This window comes from Franzmannia qiaohouensis, assembly GCF_031451695.1.
In the GTDB taxonomy this organism is placed as follows: Bacteria; Pseudomonadota; Gammaproteobacteria; order Pseudomonadales; family Halomonadaceae; genus Franzmannia; species Franzmannia qiaohouensis.
Genome location: NZ_JARWAM010000007.1, coordinates 230119 through 246114, shown reverse-complemented (window position 1 = coordinate 246114; position 15996 = coordinate 230119). Strand labels below are relative to the sequence as shown.

The following is a 15996-nucleotide window of genomic DNA, read 5'->3' as shown; positions in this document are numbered from 1 at the left end:
CTGCGGCGCCTATGCTGCATGTTGCACGTCGCGCACTTGCATTACCATTGTTCGATGGATGCAGTGATATCGCCGCCAGTCATTATCGCGCCAGCTCCGGGAGGGCTGCCATGCCGTTGATCGTGGGAATGAGTCTGCTGCTGGGCTGCCAGTTCATTGGCGAGCTGCTGGCCAGAGGCCTGGCGGTTCCTGTCCCTGGTCCGGTGCTGGGCATGCTGGTGCTGCTGCTGGCGCTGATGATCCACGGTCGTGTGCCGACGGCGCTGCGTCACAGTGGCGAAGGATTGCTGCGCTATTTGACGCTGCTGTTCGTGCCCGCCGGGGTAGGGATGATGGTGCATGCACAGCTGATCATGGCTGACCTGTGGGTGATCGGCGTAACGCTGGTGGTGTCCACGGCGCTGACCCTGGCGGTGACGGCCAAGGTCATGAGCTGGCTCAACCAGCGCCGGCTGCGTCGCGGCACTGGCACATGAATATCGTCGCCCTCGATCAGCTGTGGGTCTACCTCTCCGGCCATCCCCTGGTGTCGCTGCTGGCTACGCTGGTGGCCTTTATCGCCGCCAGCTGGCTCAATCGCAAGATGGGCGGGACGCCGCTGCTGCACCCGGTGATTCTCAGTATCGTGCTGTTGATCGGTTTCCTGCTGCTTGCCGGGATCGACTACCCGACCTACTTCGAAGGCGCCCAGTTCATACATTTTCTGCTGGGACCAGCCACGGTGGCGCTGGCGATCCCGCTGTACGATCACCTCGAGCGAGTGCGCGCAATGCTGGTGCCTATCCTGCTCGCCTGCTGCGCGGGTATCGTCACCGCGGTGGGGTCGACCATCGGCCTGGCAGCATTGATGGGGGCGGCGCCGGAGACATTGCTGAGCCTGGCACCACGCTCGGTGACGTCGCCGATTGCCATGGGGATTGCCGAACAGGTCGGCGGTATTCCGTCGCTGGCGGCGGGGCTGGTGCTGCTGACGGGGTCGGTGGGCTGTGCACTGGGGCCGTGGATCTTGCGTCTGATGCGGATCACGGATCCCAGCGTGCAGGGCTTTACCATGGGGCTCGCCGCGCACGGTTTTGGCACCGCCCACTGCTTTGCCTCGATCGGCGCCATGGCAGGTGCCTTCGCAGGCCTTGCCATGGCGCTGACGGGGCTGCTGACGGCTTTCCTGCTGCCCCTGATGACCACGCTGTCAGGATTGTGAACGCGGCCTCACAGCTCTTCCCAGAGCTGTCGGCGGAACTCGTGGGAGAGCTCGGTGACCTTGTCGAGACGCGCCAGGCTGGCCTCGGCCACCTCGTTCATGATCTCCTCATAGCAATCGTTCAGTGCGGTGTCGCTGCGCAGTCGGTCGGGGTCGAGCATGCATTCGCCGATACGCAGGTTGGCGTTGAGGCAGGCGAGCATAAAGGTCGCTTCGCTCTCGATGATCTGGTTCATGGCCTTGAGCCACTGGAGCTGCACGCGAGCCGCTGGGGCGTTGGTAGCCTGCCACTGTTCTAGCCATAGCTGAGTCAGCGGCGCAGTGGCTGAAGATGAGTGCTTGGTCGTCGGTGTCATGCCGGCCTCCCGGTAGCATGGGGTATCCCGAGCAGTATAGTCTGCCGTGGGGAGGCGACGAGTGGCGAATGCTGCGATGCGCCATTTTGCTGATGTGGGTCAAATTCGGCATCGAACTTTAGTCGTGAGGAGAGGCTATGTGGGGGGTCATAAAATCGGTGCTGGCAGCGTTTTTCGGCGTCCAGAAAGAGCGCCAGCGCCAGCACGATTTCGAGCACGGCAAGCCGGGAGCCTTTATTCTGGTGGGGTTGCTGATGGGGGTGGTGTTCGTGGTGGTGATCGCGGCACTCGCCATCTACCTCGCCGGCTGAGGTCGTCCGCCGCTGCCTGCGTTGAGGGGCGGGGGTTGCCTTTCGACGGCAGATGCTCTTCTATATCGCGACAAGACACACCTAATATTGCACGTCGGTTGCGCCGCCGGTATGAGCAAAAACAAGTTGAGGAGGAGCCAATGCGCAAGTTGCTCGCATTGATGACGGGTGGGGGATCGCTCTTGGGGGGCGCATCGCTGGCTCAGGCCAATGGCTGGAACATGCCCGTCGGGGTGACCGATCTGAGCGCCGAGATCTATTCGCTGCACATGACGATCTTCTGGATCTGTGTGGTGATCGGTGTGGTGGTGTTCGGTGTGATGTTCTATTCGCTGTTTAAGTTCCGTCGCTCCAAGGGTGCCAAATCGTCGCACTTTCACGAGAACACCACCGTCGAGGTGATCTGGACGGCAGTGCCGCTGCTGATTCTGGTGGGCATGGCCGTACCGGCCACCGCCACGCTGCAGAAGATGTACGACACCTCGGATGCCGAGCTCGACGTGATGATTACCGGCCAGCAGTGGCGCTGGCGCTATGAGTATCTCGGTGAGGATGTTGCCTTCAACTCCAACATGAGTACGCCGCGCGCTCAGATCAGCGGCGAGGAGGATCGCGGCGAGCACTATCTGCTCGAGGTCGATGAACCGCTGGTGCTGCCGATCAACCGCAAGGTGCGCTTCCTGCTGACCGCTGATGACGTTATCCATTCCTGGTGGGTGCCCGATTTCGCCGTCAAGCAGGACACCATTCCCGGCTTCATCAACGAGAACTGGGTGCGTATCAACGAGCCGGGCATCTACCGCGGCCAGTGCGCCGAGCTGTGCGGCATGGATCACGGTTTCATGCCGATCGTGGTGCACGCCATGGAAGAGGACGACTTCGACGACTGGCTTGCCGAGCGCAAAGAGGCCGCCGAAGCCGAGGCCATGGGCGTCGACCGCGAATGGGAAATGGCCGAGCTGATGGAGCGCGGTGAGCAGGTCTACGGTTCGATCTGTGCGTCCTGTCACCAGGCCGACGGCAGCGGCTCGCCGCCCGCCTTCCCGGCGCTGGCCGGCAACCAGGAGCTTATCGATGACGTCGACTGGCATATCGATGTGGTGCTCAACGGTGTGTCGGGCACGGCGATGCCGGCATTCCGTAGCAACCTCAACCCGGTTGAGCTGGCTGCGGTGGTGACCTACAGCCGCAATGCCTGGGGCAACGACACCGGCGATGCGGTGCAGCCCGCGGAGATCGTCGAGCTACTCGAATAGACGATCACCCTAACGTCTCTCTGCCACCAGACAACGATATCGGAGATGTGCGATGGCTCCCAAATTGCCGCCCCATCACAGTTTGCAACACTCGAGCACGACCGCCGCGGCCGGCGGTCAGGTGCACGACGATCATGACCATCACCCCCAGCCGCGCGGCATCATGCGCTGGCTGCTGACCACCAATCACAAGGAGATCGGTAGCCTCTACCTGATTTTCTCGTTGATCATGTTCTTCATCGGCGGGATCTTCGCACTGGTGGTGCGCGCCGAGCTGTTCCAGCCGGGGCTGAACCTGGTCAATCCCGAGTTCTTCAACCAGATGACCACCATGCACGGCCTGATCATGGTCTTTGCGGCGGTCATGCCGGCCTTTACCGGGCTGGCCAACTGGATGATTCCGCTGCAGATCGGTGCGCCGGACATGGCCCTGCCGCGCCTCAATAACTTCAGCTTCTGGCTGCTGCCGGTGGCCTTCATCCTGCTGCTGTCGACGCTGCTGATGCCTGGTGGCGGTCCCAACTTCGGCTGGACCTTCTACGCGCCGCTCTCCACCACCTACGCGCCGCCGTCGACCACCTTCTTCATCCTGTCGCTGCACATTGCCGGGGTCAGTTCGATCCTGGGCGCCATCAACATCGTCGCCACCATCCTCAACATGCGTGCACCGGGCATGCGCATGATGGACATGCCGCTGTTCGTATGGACCTGGCTGATCACCGCCTTCCTGCTGATCGCGGTGATGCCGGTACTGGCCGGGGTGATCACCATGATGTTGATGGACATCAACTTCGGTACCAGCTTCTTCGACGCGGCAGGTGGCGGCGACCCGGTCCTGTTCCAGCACCTGTTCTGGTTCTTCGGGCATCCCGAGGTCTACATCATGATCCTGCCGGCCTTTGGTATCGTCTCGGCGATCATTCCCTGCTTCGCTCGCAAGCGGCTGTTCGGCTACGCCTCGATGGTCTACGCCACGGCGTCCATCGCGGTGCTGTCGTTCCTGGTCTGGGCGCACCACATGTTCGTGGTGGGGCTGCCGTTGGCCGCCGAGCTGTTCTTCATGTACACCACCATGCTGATCGCGGTGCCCACCGGGGTGAAGGTGTTCAACTGGATCACCACGCTGTTCCGCGGCTCGATCACCTTCGAGGTGCCGATGCTGTTTGCGCTGGCCTTCGTGGTGCTGTTCACTATCGGTGGCTTCTCCGGGCTGATGCTGGCCATCGCCCCGGCGGACTTCCAGTATCACGATACCTACTTCGTGGTGGCGCACTTCCACTACGTGCTGGTGCCGGGGGCGGTGTTCTCGATCATGGCGGCGGTCTATTTCTGGCTGCCCAAGTGGACGGGCCACTATCCCAGTGAAATCCTCGGCAAGTGGCACTTCTGGCTGTCGGTGATCGGCGTCAACCTGACCTTCTTCCCGATGCACTTCTCGGGGCTGGCCGGGATGCCGCGCCGGATTCCCGACTACGCCCTGCAGTTTGCCGACTTCAATCTGGTCTCCAGCCTGGGCGCCTTCCTGTTCGGTTTCTCCCAGCTGATCTTCGTGTGGGTGATCATCAAGTGCGTGCGCGGGGGCGTCAAAGCGCCTGCCAAGGCATGGGATGGTGCGGAAGACCTCGAGTGGACCGTGCCCAGTCCGGCGCCGCTGCACACCTTCGAAACGCCGCCGGACTTCAAGCCGGTACAGCACTAAACGCCTTGACGCCTGCCGGTTGCCATACCGGCAGGCATAAGGAGAGTCGGCATGATGAATCCAGTTCAACGTACGGTATTCCGCAGTGTCCTGGTGTTGATCGGGATGTTTGCCTTCGCCTTTGCGCTGGTGCCGCTCTATGACGTCTTCTGTCGCGTCACCGGGCTCAACGGCAAGGTCGACGAGCGCGCCCAGTCACTGGTCAGCGAGGAGGTCGACCAGTCACGCTGGGTGACAGTACAGTTCATTACCCGCTCGGGGTCGGGCTTGCCGTGGATACTCGATGTCGAGCAGCGTCAGGTGCGGGTCAATCCTGGACAGCCCACCGAAATCGACTTCGTCTTCACCAACCAGAGCGCGGTCGCTCAGTCGGGACGTGCGGTGCCCAGCGTCTCGCCGTCGCGGGCTTCGCGACATCTGCGCAAGGTGAACTGTTTCTGTTTCGAGGAGCAGCGCCTCGAGGCCGGCGAGCGTATCGAGCTGCCGCTGGTGTTTCAGCTGACCCGCGACTTGCCGGAAGACGTCAATACCGTGACGCTGGTCTATACGCTGTACCCCGTGGACGAGGACAAAGCACAATTACAGGCGCAGGCAGCGCCGGCACCAGGAGGTGATGCATGAGTGGTGGCAGTTACTACGTACCCGCAACCAGCAAGTGGCCGGTGCTGGGCTCGCTAGCGCTTGGGGTGATGATGATCGGCGCCGGCATGTCGCTGGTGCACGGCAACGGCACCATCGTCATGTCGCTGGGCCTGATCGGCGTGCTGACAGTCATGGCGCTGTGGTTCCGTGATGTCGTGATGGAGTCGCGGCAGGGGCTCTATGACGCCCAGATGGACCGCTCCTTTCGCCAGGGCATGGGGTGGTTCATCTTCTCTGAAGTGATGTTCTTCGCCGCGTTCTTCGGTGCGCTGTTCTATATTCGTGTGTTTGCGTTGCCGTGGCTCGACGGTGAAGGAGCCAAGGGCGTGGCAGCACTGCTGTGGCCCGATTTCTCGGCGACCTGGCCGTTGATGAGCCCGCCGGATCCCAGCGTCAGCGGTCCGCGCGAGGTGATGAATCCGTGGCAGCTGCCGCTGGTCAACACCCTGATCCTGGTGGCATCGAGCATTACCCTGACCATCGCCCACGAGGGGCTCAAGGAGGGTAATCGCGCAGCCTGTCGCAACTGGCTGATCGCCACGCTGCTGCTGGGTTTCGTGTTCGTCGTGATCCAGGGCGTCGAGTACTATCAGGCGGTGACCCACTACGGCATCACCCTTCAGGCAGGTATCTACGGTGCCACCTTCTTCATGCTGACGGGCTTCCACGGCTTGCACGTGATAATCGGTGTTACCATCCTGGCGGTGATGTTCGTGAGGATCCAGCGCGGCCACTTTGGCGGTCACGATCATTTCGGCTTCGAGGCATCGTGCTGGTACTGGCACTTCGTCGACGTGGTGTGGATCGGTCTGTTCCTGTTCGTCTACGTGTTCTGAGACGTGCGCTGAGCTGTCACCGGGCCCGGCACTTGCTGCCGGGCCTTCGCGTGATAGGGCGACCCTCAGGCCAGGTCGCCGATGTAAAAACCGTAGCCGAGTAGTACGATCAACAGGCCGGCCATCGAGACGCGCAGCTTCAGCGACGTTAATAGTCGTCGTGAACTGCCGTGGTCGCGCAGCAGGAAACCGGCACCCGCCGCCAGACTGGCGAGCATGGTAAGAAATGTCAGGGCGATCAACGCTTTCAGCATGGGATACTCCGTGAGTCATCAGACGCCCAGTTCAAGCAAGCCGGTGCAACATGTCAAGCGCTTATGGTGGTGGTGGCTGGCCTGGAGCCTGCTGGTCGCCCTCGGTATCGGCCTTGGCATGTGGCAGTGGGAGCGCGCCGCCGACAAGCGCGACTATTTGCAGCGCCTGGCCGATGCGCCGCAGTTGGTGGCCCCCGAGGAGACCCCGCCGGAAGGGTCACGCATCACCCTGCGCGGAGAGTTCCTCGCCGACCAGAGCTACTTCCTCGACAACCGGGTGGTCGACGGGCAGGTGGGGGTGGCGGCGCTTACCCCGCTGCGTGGCGATGACGGTCGGCTGTGGCTGATCCAGCGCGGTTTCGTGCCCACCGCAGGAAGCCGGATCGATCCCGAGATCGATACGCCAGAGGGAACGGTGACATTGAGCGGGCAGTGGCAGCCGGCCGCCGAGACCGCGCTGCTGTTCGGCCCCAACCAGGAGGGGCGGCGGCTGCAGCGCCTGGCACTACAGCCGTGGCAGGCTGCGCTGGGCGATTTTGCGCATCCTGGCTGGGTGCACATGGGTCAGGGGCCGGGGCTGTTTACGCCCTGGTGGCAACCCAGCGTGATGCCGCCCAGCCGCCATACCGGCTACGCCGTCCAATGGTGGGGGTTGGCATTGGCGGCGCTTGCGGTAATGCTGATAGGGGGGCGGCGTCTGGGACGCGATCTGCGTGAATCCCGCGACGCCTCGAAACCGATAGTGCGAGAGCGGGAACCATGAGCCCACTGAACAGACAACGAATGAAACTGCTGGCCTTGATCATGCTGTTTGCCGTGCCGCTGGTCAGCGCCTGGGTGATGGTCGAGTTTCGTATCGGAATTCCCGATGAACGCACCGCGCATGGGGAGCTCAATCCCGATGTGCCGCGGCTTGCCGATTGGCCGCTGGTTGAGCCGCGCCCGGCCATCGATCACGGTGATTGGGTGCTGGCCTTCGACTGTGTCGGGGGCTGTGAAGCCGATGCCGACCAGTGGTGGCGCCTGCACCGTGCGCTGGGGCGCGAGGCGCCACGCGTCACGCGGCTGCGCCTTGGCCCGGCCGAGTCGGCTCTGCCTGGCGAAGTGCTGGGTGAGTGGCAGGAGCCCCCCGGTTGGCGCGATGGCGGCCAGCTGTGGCTGCTCGATCCCCAGGGGCAGGCGGTGTTGAGCTATTCGGCGGGGGTCGACCCGCAGGACGTACTGGCGGATATCAATCATCTGCTGCGTATGAACAGTGATCCGGCAACCGCGCAGAGCGATACGTGAGGGCGACAAGGTGATGGATGGCGCGATGGAGAAACAGCAGGCGCGGCTCAGGTTGCTACGACGCCTGAGCCTGATGGGCGTGGTGTTCACCACGCTGGTGATCCTGGTTGGAGTGTGGACGCGGCTGGTCGATGCCGGACTGGGTTGCCCGGATTGGCCAGGATGCTATGGCCGGTTGGTGGTGCCCGATGCCGATACCGCCTCGCTGCACTCTCCGGATGCCCCGCTCGAGACCTTCAAGGCATGGGTGGAGATGGTGCATCGCTATATCGCCTCGGCGCTCGGCCTGCTGGTGCTGGCGCTGGTGGCGCTGGCAGTGCCGCTGCGTCGGCTGGCAGGGTTTCCCTGGCGGCTGACGCTTGCGCTGCTGGCGGTGATCATCGTGCAGGGCGCCTTTGGCGCCTTCACCGTGACGCTCAAGCTATGGCCACAGGTGGTCACCCTGCATCTGCTCGGCGGGCTGACGGTGATGCTGCTGTTTCTATGGCTGCATCTGCGCCTGCGTCAAGCCAGCGTCGAGGATGTGCGTCAGCCACGGGTCAAGCGACGCATGTCACCGCTATGGGCGCTGGTGGCTGCCCTGCTGGTGGGGCAACTGGCGCTGGGGGGCTGGACCTCGAGCAACTACGCCGGGATCTCCTGCCAGGGCTTTCCGACCTGTAACGGCGAGTGGTGGCCGGAAATGGACTGGAGCGACGGTTTTCATCTCACCCAGACCGTGGGGCCAAACTATCTGCATGGCCAACTGCACGCCGACGCGCGAGCGGCTATCCACTACGGCCATCGCCTGGGGGCGCTGGCGCTGGGGGTAGGGTTGCTGCTGCTAGCCGTGGCACACTGGTCGCGGCCCGGGATGCGGCCGTGGATGCTGGGCATTCTCGGCAGCTACGTGCTGCAGGTGGCGCTGGGCATTGCCAATGTATTGCTGTGGCTGCCGCTCAGCCTGGCGCTTGTGCATACCGCAGGCGCCGTACTATTAATAGTGGTGTTGACGCTCGCCTACTGGCAGGCGAGCCTGACGCGCTCCCACGAGTCGGGAAACAAGCAAGTGGAAAACGGTAAGGAGTGGGCGCATGCGTAATGCCACGATCGAGCAGGGGGAGTTGCTGGCTGACGAGAGCATGGCGGCCGTGACCTGGCAGTGGCGCGACCTGATCACCCTGTGCAAGCCGCGAGTGGTGATCGTGATGCTGGCCTGTGCACTGGTCGGCATGGCGCTGGCGACCCCCGGCATACCGCCGCTGGCCAGCGTGGTCTACGGTCTCGTCGGGATCGCCCTGTGTGCCGGCGGGGCAGCAGCCTACAACCATGTATTGGATCGTCGCCTCGACGCCATGATGGTGCGTACCTCACGGCGTCCGCTGGCCACTCAGCGTCTGCCAACCCACTACGCCCTGCTGTGGGCCACGGGCTTGTCGGTGGTTGGCTTTGCGCTGCTGCTGTGGCAGGTCAACGCGCTCACGGCGTGGCTGACGCTGGCGTCGCTGGTTGGCTACGCGTTGATTTACACGGCCTTTCTCAAGCGTGCCACGCCGCAGAACATCGTGATCGGCGGTGTTGCCGGCGCCGCGCCGCCGCTGCTGGGCTGGACCGCGGTCACTGGTCAGCTCGGCGCCGAGCCGCTGCTGCTGCTGTTGATCGTGTTTGCCTGGACGCCGCCGCACTTCTGGGCATTGGCCATTCATAAGCGCGACGAGTACGCCAAGGCGGGGGTGCCGATGCTGCCGGTGACCCACGGTGACGCCTTCACTCGACTGCAGGTGTGGCTGTATGGCTGGCTGACTGTGGCGGTGACGCTGATGCCGTTCGTGATCGGCATGAGCGGCATGCTCTATCTGGTCGGGGTCACGGCCCTCAACGTGCGTTTCATGTTCTGGAACTGGAAGGTGTGGCGGGGGCATGACGAGCAGGCGCCGATCAACGCCTTCTGGTTTTCGATTCGCTATATCCTGGGAGTATTCGGCGTGCTGCTGTTCGATCACTACGCCGTCAACTGGGTCATGTGAGTACCGCTACAGGCGCTCGGGCTCACTTGCTGGATCGTCAGCGGCTGCGTATGGTGCAGGCATTCAGTCCCCATTCCCAACCCGAGTCGAGAGTTATGAGCGCTACCTTGTTCTGGAGTCTTGCGGCCCTGGCTGCAGTCATTGTCGCCGGGCTTGGTGCCTATGCCGTCACCCTATGGCGTGAGGTGCGGCGGCGTGAGGCGTTTCGCCAGGAAGAGATACGTCGTGCCCACCAGAACTGCCTGGACAGCCTGGGGGCGATTGCCGCCGCCATGCGTGCCGAGCAGGTCGACCTGGTGGAGGGTGCCCTGCGTTGCAAGGTGCTGCTGGAGATCATCGACCCGGCGCTGGTCGAGCGCGAGGCGTTTCGGGTGTTTGCCAGCGTGCATGCCGAAACTCAGCACTTGAGTACCCACTCGTCACGCAACGCGCTGACGCCTCGCCAGCGCATGGATGAGGACCGCCAGCGGTTGGCGGTGGAGGATGCCAATCGGCCGGCGCTGCTGGACGCAGCGCGCGAAGTGGAGAGCCTCAAGCAGCGCTGGCCCGAAGGGCTGCACTGAGTCACGCCGATCCGATGTGCCCATTTTCTTGTACAAAATCGCTTTTTGGTATAGTTTTCAACCACGGCTGCAAAGATTTCAGCCGTTTGCGTTGATGACTGGTGCTCGATGCAAGGGCATGAGATCATGCGCATTAGCACATGAGCACTAGCCGAAATGTTGCAAATGTGCTTTCTTTTACCTTGAGTAGGTCGAAAAATTCGAGCTAGCTCGACGGTTTACCTGGATACGCGGTGTAACTCAAGTGTTACGACTAGCGCTGTGTTAAGAAGGAGTCTTACATGAAAAAATCAACGACTGGCTTGCTGATCGGTTCCGCGCTGGTGCTTGGCCTTGCCGGCTGTGCCACCTCAGGACCGACAGGCGGTCAGACATCTGCCCAGATGTCGGCCTCCTCTTCTTCAGCTGACCGCGCCTGGTATCAGCATCCGGCCGTATGTGGCGTTGCTGGTGGCCTGATTGGCGGCAGCATCGGCTATGCGACCTCGGGCAGCTCAGACGAAGATCAAGGTGCTGCCATGGGCTTTGGTGTGGGTGCTGCTGCTGGTGCACTGCTGTGCGCCGATCGTACTCCCGAGCCGCAGCCCCAGCCGGAACCCGAGCCGATGCCCGAGCCGGAGCCCGAGCCGGAGCCCGAGTTCGAGCCGGTGGTGCTGAGCAGCGAAGTGACCTTCGCGTTCGATTCCTCCGAACTGCGCCCTGAGGCCAGCATGACGCTGGACGAAGTGGCACATCGTCTGCGCGAGAACCCCGAGCTGCGTGTCAACATCGACGGCCATACCGACTCCGTCGGCAACCCGCAGTACAACGAAGGGCTGTCTCAGCGTCGTGCCGACTCCGTGCGTGCCTACCTGGTCTCGCAGGGCATCGACGAGAACCGCATGCGCACCCGTGGCTTCGGTGAGGCGCGTCCGGTGGCTAGCAACGACACCGATGAAGGTCGTGCTCAGAACCGTCGCGTCGAAATCGACCGCCAGTAAGGCATAGCGCTACGGCGCACGATGCCTGAGCGGCTTTCGCCGCTCACTTGACGAGGGAGTGCCATTGGCACTCCCTCGTTGCGTCCAGGGCGTGGATAGATGCCCGGCATGGCGCGCTGGGGGTGCCATCTGGTATCGTAGGCTGCTGTTTTTTCAGCATGCCTGACCGTACGTTTTGACACTCACCTGTTTGCGACACGTGATCCCTGGTATGGATCACCACTGCGCCCAAGGAATTGCCGCAATGCCCATCGTGACCCTGCCGGATGGCAGCCAGAGAACCTTCGACGAACCGCTTACCGTGATGCAGCTGGCCGAATCGATCGGTCCCGGCTTGGCCAAGGCCTGCGTGGCCGGCAAGATCGACGGGGTGCCGGTCGATGCCGCCGACCTCATTGATCGCGACGCCACGGTTGCCATTCTCACTGCGCGTGATGAAGAAGGCCTCGAGGTCATTCGCCACTCCTGCGCTCATTTGATCGGGCACGCCGTCAAGCAGCTCTACCCCGAGGCCAAGATGGCCATTGGTCCGGTGATCGAGGATGGCTTCTACTATGACGTCGACTTCGGTCGCTCGGTGACGCCGGATGACCTGGCGGCCATCGAGACGCGCATGAAGCAGTTGATCGACGAGGAGTATGATGTCATTCGCGAGTACGTCGACCGCGACGCCGCGATGCTGGCGTTCCTGCATCGCGACGAGACCTACAAGCAGGAGATCGTGAGGGAGATCTCCGAGGGCGAGACCATCCGCCTCTATCACCACCAGGAATACGTCGACATGTGTCGTGGGCCTCACGTGCCCAATACCCGTCATCTCAAGGCGTTCAAGCTGACCAAGCTGGCCGGCGCCTACTGGCGCGGTGACGCCTCCAAGCCGATGCTGACGCGTATCTACGGCACCGCCTGGCCCGACAAGAAGCAGCTCAAGGCTTACCTCAAGCGTCTCGAGGAGGCCGAGAAGCGCGATCACCGCAAGCTGGCCAAGAAGATGGACCTCTTCCACCTCCAGGAAGAGGCCCCGGGAATGGTGTTCTGGCATCCCAACGGCTGGACCATGTACCAGGCGCTCGAACAGTACATGCGCCGGGTGCAGGTCGCCCATGGCTACCAGGAGATCAAGACGCCTCAAATAGTCGATCTGGCGCTGTGGAAGAAGTCGGGCCACTGGGGGCACTACAGTGAGCTGATGTTCACCACCGAGTCGGAGAAGCGCGAGTACGCGGTCAAGCCGATGAACTGCCCGTGCCACGTGCAGGTCTTCAATCAGGGACTCAAGAGCTACCGTGACCTGCCGCTGCGCCTCGCCGAGTTTGGCAGCTGCCACCGCAATGAGCCCTCTGGCTCGCTGCACGGCTTGATGCGGGTGCGTGGCTTTACCCAGGATGACGCGCATATCTTCTGCAGCGAGAAGCAGATCCAGGCCGAAGCCGAGGCCTTCATCCGATTGACGCTGGAAGTCTACAAGGAGCTTGGCTTCGACGACGTGGAGCTCAAGCTCTCGACGCGCCCCGAGGACTTTCTCGGCGAGGCGGCGCTATGGGATCGCGCCGAGGCGGGGCTGGAGGCGGCGCTCGACGCTACCGGCCTCGAGTGGGAACTGCAGCCGGGCGAGGGCGCCTTCTACGGGCCCAAGATCGAGTTCGCACTGCGCGACTGTCTCAATCGGGTCTGGCAGTGTGGTACCCTGCAGCTCGACTTCAATCTTCCCGGCCGTCTGGGTGCCCAGTTCGTCGACGAAGATGGCGCACGCAAGACGCCGGTAATGCTGCATCGTGCGATTCTTGGCTCCTTCGAGCGCTTCCTGGGGATTCTCATCGAGCACTATGCTGGCGCCATGCCGCTGTGGCTCGCTCCACAGCAGGCGGTGATTCTCAATATCACCGACGCCCAGCGCGATTTTGTCGTCAATCTCGAGCAGCGTTTGCAGAAAATTGGCCTTCGCGTCAAGGCGGACTTGAGGAACGAGAAGATCGGCTTTAAAATCCGGGAACATACGTTGCAGAAGGTTCCCTATCTCCTGGTGGTGGGAGATAAGGAAGTCGAGTCTGACGCCGTGGCCGTACGTACCCGCAGCGGTGAAGACCTCGGCACCCTCAGGGTCGATGATCTCATTGCCCGGCTGGTGGCCGAGGGAATCTGATTGCCGGCTGCCCCGGGCCACGGCAACGTCAACCAACACGGAGATGTAGCGATCAAGCGAAGCAACCCAAGAGGGCGTGTTCAGGACAAGCGCCCCCCGATGAACGAGCGAATTACCGAAGATCAGGTTCGCCTGATCGACAGCGACGGCGAGCAGTTGGGTGTCGTGCCCACCAGCGACGCGCTGGAGCGTGCCGAAGCCGCCGGTATGGACCTCGTGCAGATTTCCAACGCCGATCCGATCGTCTGCAAGATCATGGATTACGGCAAATTCGTCTTCGAGCAGAAGAAGCAGAAGGCTGCTCAGAAGAAGAAGACCAAGCAGATCCAGGTAAAGGAAGTCAAATTCCGGCCTGGCACCGACGAGGGCGACTACCAGGTCAAGTTGAAGAACCTGATTCGCTTCCTCGAAGGTGGCGACAAGGGCAAGGTCACGCTGCGGTTTCGTGGCCGCGAGATGGCACACCAGGACATCGGGCGCAAGCTGATGGAGCGGGTTGCTGCGGATCTCGAGGATCTGGCCAATGTGGAGTCCTTCCCCAAGATGGAAGGTCGCCAGATGATCATGATCCTTGCCCCCAAGAAGAAGTGATCCGAAGGCAAGTCAACGGGTAGTTCGCCGCTCGGGCGGGCTACCGGCCTTGGGTTTTCTGAAAAACATCGAGCGGAGTAATTCTCATGCCGAAAATCAAGACCAACAGTGGCGCCGCCAAGCGCTTCAAGAAGACTGCCAATGGCTTCAAGCACAAGCAGTCCTTCCGTAGCCACATCCTGACCAAGAAGTCGACCAAGCGGAAGCGTCATCTGCGCGGGATGAAGCAGATTCACGACGCCGACAAGGCCCTCGTCCAGCGCATGCTGCCGAACCTGTAACCGGTTGATCCACTTTAACGTCAGGAGAATGCTATGACTCGTGTCAAGCGTGGCGTCGTTGCTCGTCGCCGTCACAAGAAAGTACTGAAGCAGGCCAAGGGCTACTACGGTGCTCGTTCGCGGGTGTTCCGCGTTGCCAAGCAGGCCGTGATCAAGGCTGGCCAGTATGCCTATCGCGACCGCCGTCAGCGCAAGCGTCAGTTCCGTGCCCTGTGGATCGCGCGTATCAACGCCGCGGCTCGCATCAACGGCCTGTCCTACAGCCGCTTCATCGACGGCCTCAAGAAGGCCGGCATCGAGATCGACCGCAAGGTCCTGGCCGATCTCGCCGTGCACGAGAAAGCTGCCTTTGCCGCCATCGTCGAGAAGGCCAAGGCTGCTCAGTAAGTGACGGTGCAGCGGTGGCCGACGGCGGTTAACACTGCCTCGCTACCACGCATGCCGTAACGTCGCAGGGGAAGAGCCGCCGCTCTTCCCCTGTTTTTTTGTGACCCAGTGTCGGCCGCATGGCGCGGCCGACGAGATTCGGAGCTTGACGGATGGACCATCTTCCCACATTGGTCGCCGAGGCTCGCCAGGCCATCGACGCCGCCGATGACATCGCGGCACTGGATGACGTGCGGGTTCGCTATCTTGGCAAGAAGGGCGAGATTACCGCGCTGCTCAAGGGCCTGGGCAAGCTGCCGGCCGAGCAGCGTCCGGCGGCCGGTGAGCGCATCAACGAAGCCAAGCAGCTGCTCGGCGGTGAGCTCGAGGCGCGCCGCCAGGCGCTGCAGCAGGCCGCCCTGAATGCGCGCCTGGCGGCGGAGCGCCTCGACGTGACCCTGCCCGGCCGCGGACAGGAGAGCGGCGGTCTGCACCCGGTCACGCGCACCCTCGAACGCATCGAGGGGCTGTTCACGCGGATCGGCTTCGACGTGGCGGTGGGCCCGGAGATCGAAGATGATTATCACAACTTCGAAGCGCTGAATATTCCCGCCGAGCACCCGGCGCGGGGCATGGCGGATACCTTCTATTTCGATGCCACCCGCCTGCTGCGCACCCACACTTCACCGGTGCAGGTGCGCACCATGAAGGCCGAGCAGCCGCCGATCCGTATCGTCTGCCCGGGGCGGGTCTACCGCAGCGATTCCGACCTGACCCATACCCCGATGTTTCACCAGGTGGAGGGCTTGCTGGTCGATGAGGGCGTCAGCTTCGCCGACCTCAAGGGCACCATCGAGGACTTCCTGCACGCCTTCTTCGAGCGCGACGACCTGTCGGTGCGCTTCCGGCCGTCCTACTTCCCGTTTACCGAGCCATCTGCCGAGGTCGATATCCAGTGCGTGATGTGCAGCGGCGCCGGTTGTCGGGTCTGCTCCCACAGCGGCTGGCTCGAGGTGATGGGCTGCGGCATGGTGCACCCGGCGGTGTTCCAGCACTCGGGTATCGACAGCGAGCGCTACACCGGTTTTGCCTTCGGCATGGGCGCCGAGCGTCTGGCCATGCTGCGCTACGGTGTCAACGATCTGCGCTTGTTCTTCGACAACGACCTGCGCTTCCTGCGCCAGTTCGGTTGACCGCCATCACGCTCGCTTTGAGGAGACAGGA

20 protein-coding genes are annotated in these 15996 nt (G+C 62.7%); 18 read left to right on the top strand and 2 right to left on the bottom strand.

Annotation, left to right across the window (positions count from 1 at the left end; translation table 11 throughout):
* The first annotated feature begins 110 nt into the window (after positions 1–110).
* Both QC821_RS11770 and QC821_RS11765 read left to right on the top strand, forming a co-directional pair.
* A complete protein-coding gene (locus QC821_RS11770) occupies positions 111–476 on the top strand; it encodes a CidA/LrgA family protein (protein WP_309721437.1) in 366 nt (121 codons plus the stop codon).
* Positions 473–1201 carry an LrgB family protein gene (locus QC821_RS11765; protein WP_309721434.1) on the top strand — a complete coding sequence of 243 codons (729 nt, stop codon included), beginning with the start codon at positions 473–475 and terminating at the stop codon, positions 1199–1201. The genes QC821_RS11770 and QC821_RS11765 overlap by 4 nt, the downstream gene beginning before the upstream one ends.
* Positions 1202–1209: 8 nt before the next feature.
* Here QC821_RS11765 and QC821_RS11760 read toward each other — a convergent pair whose 3' ends face one another.
* Positions 1210–1557, bottom strand: coding sequence for a hypothetical protein (locus QC821_RS11760; protein WP_309721432.1), 348 nt, complete (start codon positions 1555–1557; stop codon positions 1210–1212).
* 137 nt (positions 1558–1694) lie between these two features.
* On the opposite strand from QC821_RS11760, the gene QC821_RS11755 reads away from it, so the two are divergent.
* From QC821_RS11755 to QC821_RS11735, 5 genes are all read left to right on the top strand, one after another.
* A complete protein-coding gene (locus QC821_RS11755; protein ID WP_309721429.1) occupies positions 1695–1868 on the top strand; it encodes a DUF2970 domain-containing protein in 174 nt (57 codons plus the stop codon).
* Positions 1869–2008: 140 nt separating this feature from the next.
* A complete protein-coding gene (coxB, locus tag QC821_RS11750) occupies positions 2009–3124 on the top strand; it encodes a cytochrome c oxidase subunit II (protein ID WP_422720107.1) in 1116 nt (371 codons plus the stop codon).
* A 52-nt stretch (positions 3125–3176) separates the two neighbouring features.
* Positions 3177–4823, top strand: coding sequence for a cytochrome c oxidase subunit I (gene ctaD / locus QC821_RS11745; protein WP_309721426.1), 1647 nt, complete (start codon positions 3177–3179; stop codon positions 4821–4823).
* A gap of 54 nt (positions 4824–4877) precedes the next feature.
* On the top strand, positions 4878–5444 hold the full coding sequence (locus tag QC821_RS11740) for a cytochrome c oxidase assembly protein (protein ID WP_309721576.1): 567 nt from the start codon (positions 4878–4880) through the stop codon (positions 5442–5444).
* Positions 5441–6301, top strand: a complete 861-nt coding sequence (locus QC821_RS11735) for a cytochrome c oxidase subunit 3 (protein ID WP_309721422.1) — start codon at positions 5441–5443, stop codon at positions 6299–6301. The genes QC821_RS11740 and QC821_RS11735 overlap by 4 nt, the downstream gene beginning before the upstream one ends.
* Before the next feature lie 65 nt (positions 6302–6366).
* Here the strand turns inward: QC821_RS11735 and QC821_RS11730 are convergent, their stop codons facing one another.
* Positions 6367–6555: a DUF2909 family protein gene (locus QC821_RS11730; protein WP_095619150.1), complete on the bottom strand. Its 189-nt coding sequence runs from the start codon at positions 6553–6555 to the stop codon at positions 6367–6369.
* Between the two features lie 10 nt (positions 6556–6565).
* Between QC821_RS11730 and QC821_RS11725 the strand changes: the two genes are divergently transcribed.
* The 11 genes from QC821_RS11725 (at position 6566) to pheS (ending at position 15965) form a co-directional block, all read left to right on the top strand.
* A complete protein-coding gene (locus QC821_RS11725; protein WP_309721415.1) occupies positions 6566–7318 on the top strand; it encodes an SURF1 family protein in 753 nt (250 codons plus the stop codon).
* A 20-nt stretch (positions 7319–7338) separates the two neighbouring features.
* A complete protein-coding gene (locus QC821_RS11720) occupies positions 7339–7842 on the top strand; it encodes a hypothetical protein (protein ID WP_309721412.1) in 504 nt (167 codons plus the stop codon).
* A gap of 25 nt (positions 7843–7867) precedes the next feature.
* The gene (locus QC821_RS11715; RefSeq protein WP_309721409.1) at positions 7868–8923 is read left to right on the top strand and encodes a COX15/CtaA family protein; all 1056 of its coding nucleotides are present in this window, start codon (positions 7868–7870) and stop codon (positions 8921–8923) included.
* Complete coding sequence (cyoE, locus tag QC821_RS11710; protein ID WP_309721406.1) at positions 8916–9848, top strand: heme o synthase; 933 nt, start codon at positions 8916–8918, stop codon at positions 9846–9848. Before QC821_RS11715 ends, cyoE begins: the two co-directional genes overlap by 8 nt.
* Positions 9849–9943: 95 nt before the next feature.
* On the top strand, positions 9944–10411 hold the full coding sequence (locus QC821_RS11705; protein WP_309721403.1) for a DUF2489 domain-containing protein: 468 nt from the start codon (positions 9944–9946) through the stop codon (positions 10409–10411).
* A 281-nt stretch (positions 10412–10692) separates the two neighbouring features.
* Entirely contained in the window at positions 10693–11391 is a 699-nt protein-coding gene (locus QC821_RS11700; RefSeq protein ID WP_309721400.1) for an OmpA family protein, read from the top strand.
* A 244-nt stretch (positions 11392–11635) separates the two neighbouring features.
* A complete protein-coding gene (thrS, locus tag QC821_RS11695) occupies positions 11636–13534 on the top strand; it encodes a threonine--tRNA ligase (RefSeq protein ID WP_309721397.1) in 1899 nt (632 codons plus the stop codon).
* Positions 13535–14125 (top strand): translation initiation factor IF-3, encoded by a 591-nt coding sequence (gene infC / locus QC821_RS11690; RefSeq protein ID WP_456064525.1) that lies wholly within the window; start codon positions 13535–13537, stop codon positions 14123–14125. It abuts the gene before it with no gap.
* A gap of 86 nt (positions 14126–14211) precedes the next feature.
* Positions 14212–14406 (top strand): 50S ribosomal protein L35, encoded by a 195-nt coding sequence (gene rpmI / locus QC821_RS11685; protein ID WP_076748010.1) that lies wholly within the window; start codon positions 14212–14214, stop codon positions 14404–14406.
* A 33-nt stretch (positions 14407–14439) separates the two neighbouring features.
* A complete protein-coding gene (gene rplT, locus QC821_RS11680) occupies positions 14440–14793 on the top strand; it encodes a 50S ribosomal protein L20 (RefSeq protein WP_095619159.1) in 354 nt (117 codons plus the stop codon).
* Between the two features lie 152 nt (positions 14794–14945).
* The gene (gene pheS / locus QC821_RS11675) at positions 14946–15965 is read left to right on the top strand and encodes a phenylalanine--tRNA ligase subunit alpha (protein WP_309721390.1); all 1020 of its coding nucleotides are present in this window, start codon (positions 14946–14948) and stop codon (positions 15963–15965) included.
* Positions 15966–15996: the final 31 nt, after the last annotated feature.

Coding starts and splice junctions, on each gene's coding strand:
- QC821_RS11705 (WP_309721403.1), top strand. CDS start 9,944: ATGAGCGCTACCTTGTTCTGGAGTCTTGCGGCCCTGGCTGCAGTCATT.
- rplT (WP_095619159.1), top strand. CDS start 14,440: ATGACTCGTGTCAAGCGTGGCGTCGTTGCTCGTCGCCGTCACAAGAAA.
- rpmI (WP_076748010.1), top strand. CDS start 14,212: ATGCCGAAAATCAAGACCAACAGTGGCGCCGCCAAGCGCTTCAAGAAG.
- thrS (WP_309721397.1), top strand. CDS start 11,636: ATGCCCATCGTGACCCTGCCGGATGGCAGCCAGAGAACCTTCGACGAA.
- QC821_RS11720 (WP_309721412.1), top strand. CDS start 7,339: ATGAAACTGCTGGCCTTGATCATGCTGTTTGCCGTGCCGCTGGTCAGC.
- QC821_RS11700 (WP_309721400.1), top strand. CDS start 10,693: ATGAAAAAATCAACGACTGGCTTGCTGATCGGTTCCGCGCTGGTGCTT.
- ctaD (WP_309721426.1), top strand. CDS start 3,177: ATGGCTCCCAAATTGCCGCCCCATCACAGTTTGCAACACTCGAGCACG.
- QC821_RS11730 (WP_095619150.1), bottom strand. CDS start 6,555: ATGCTGAAAGCGTTGATCGCCCTGACATTTCTTACCATGCTCGCCAGT.
- QC821_RS11735 (WP_309721422.1), top strand. CDS start 5,441: ATGAGTGGTGGCAGTTACTACGTACCCGCAACCAGCAAGTGGCCGGTG.
- QC821_RS11740 (WP_309721576.1), top strand. CDS start 4,878: ATGAATCCAGTTCAACGTACGGTATTCCGCAGTGTCCTGGTGTTGATC.
- coxB (WP_422720107.1), top strand. CDS start 2,009: ATGCGCAAGTTGCTCGCATTGATGACGGGTGGGGGATCGCTCTTGGGG.
- QC821_RS11760 (WP_309721432.1), bottom strand. CDS start 1,557: ATGACACCGACGACCAAGCACTCATCTTCAGCCACTGCGCCGCTGACT.
- QC821_RS11765 (WP_309721434.1), top strand. CDS start 473: ATGAATATCGTCGCCCTCGATCAGCTGTGGGTCTACCTCTCCGGCCAT.
- QC821_RS11770 (WP_309721437.1), top strand. CDS start 111: ATGCCGTTGATCGTGGGAATGAGTCTGCTGCTGGGCTGCCAGTTCATT.
- QC821_RS11715 (WP_309721409.1), top strand. CDS start 7,868: ATGGAGAAACAGCAGGCGCGGCTCAGGTTGCTACGACGCCTGAGCCTG.
- cyoE (WP_309721406.1), top strand. CDS start 8,916: ATGCGTAATGCCACGATCGAGCAGGGGGAGTTGCTGGCTGACGAGAGC.
- pheS (WP_309721390.1), top strand. CDS start 14,946: ATGGACCATCTTCCCACATTGGTCGCCGAGGCTCGCCAGGCCATCGAC.
- QC821_RS11755 (WP_309721429.1), top strand. CDS start 1,695: ATGTGGGGGGTCATAAAATCGGTGCTGGCAGCGTTTTTCGGCGTCCAG.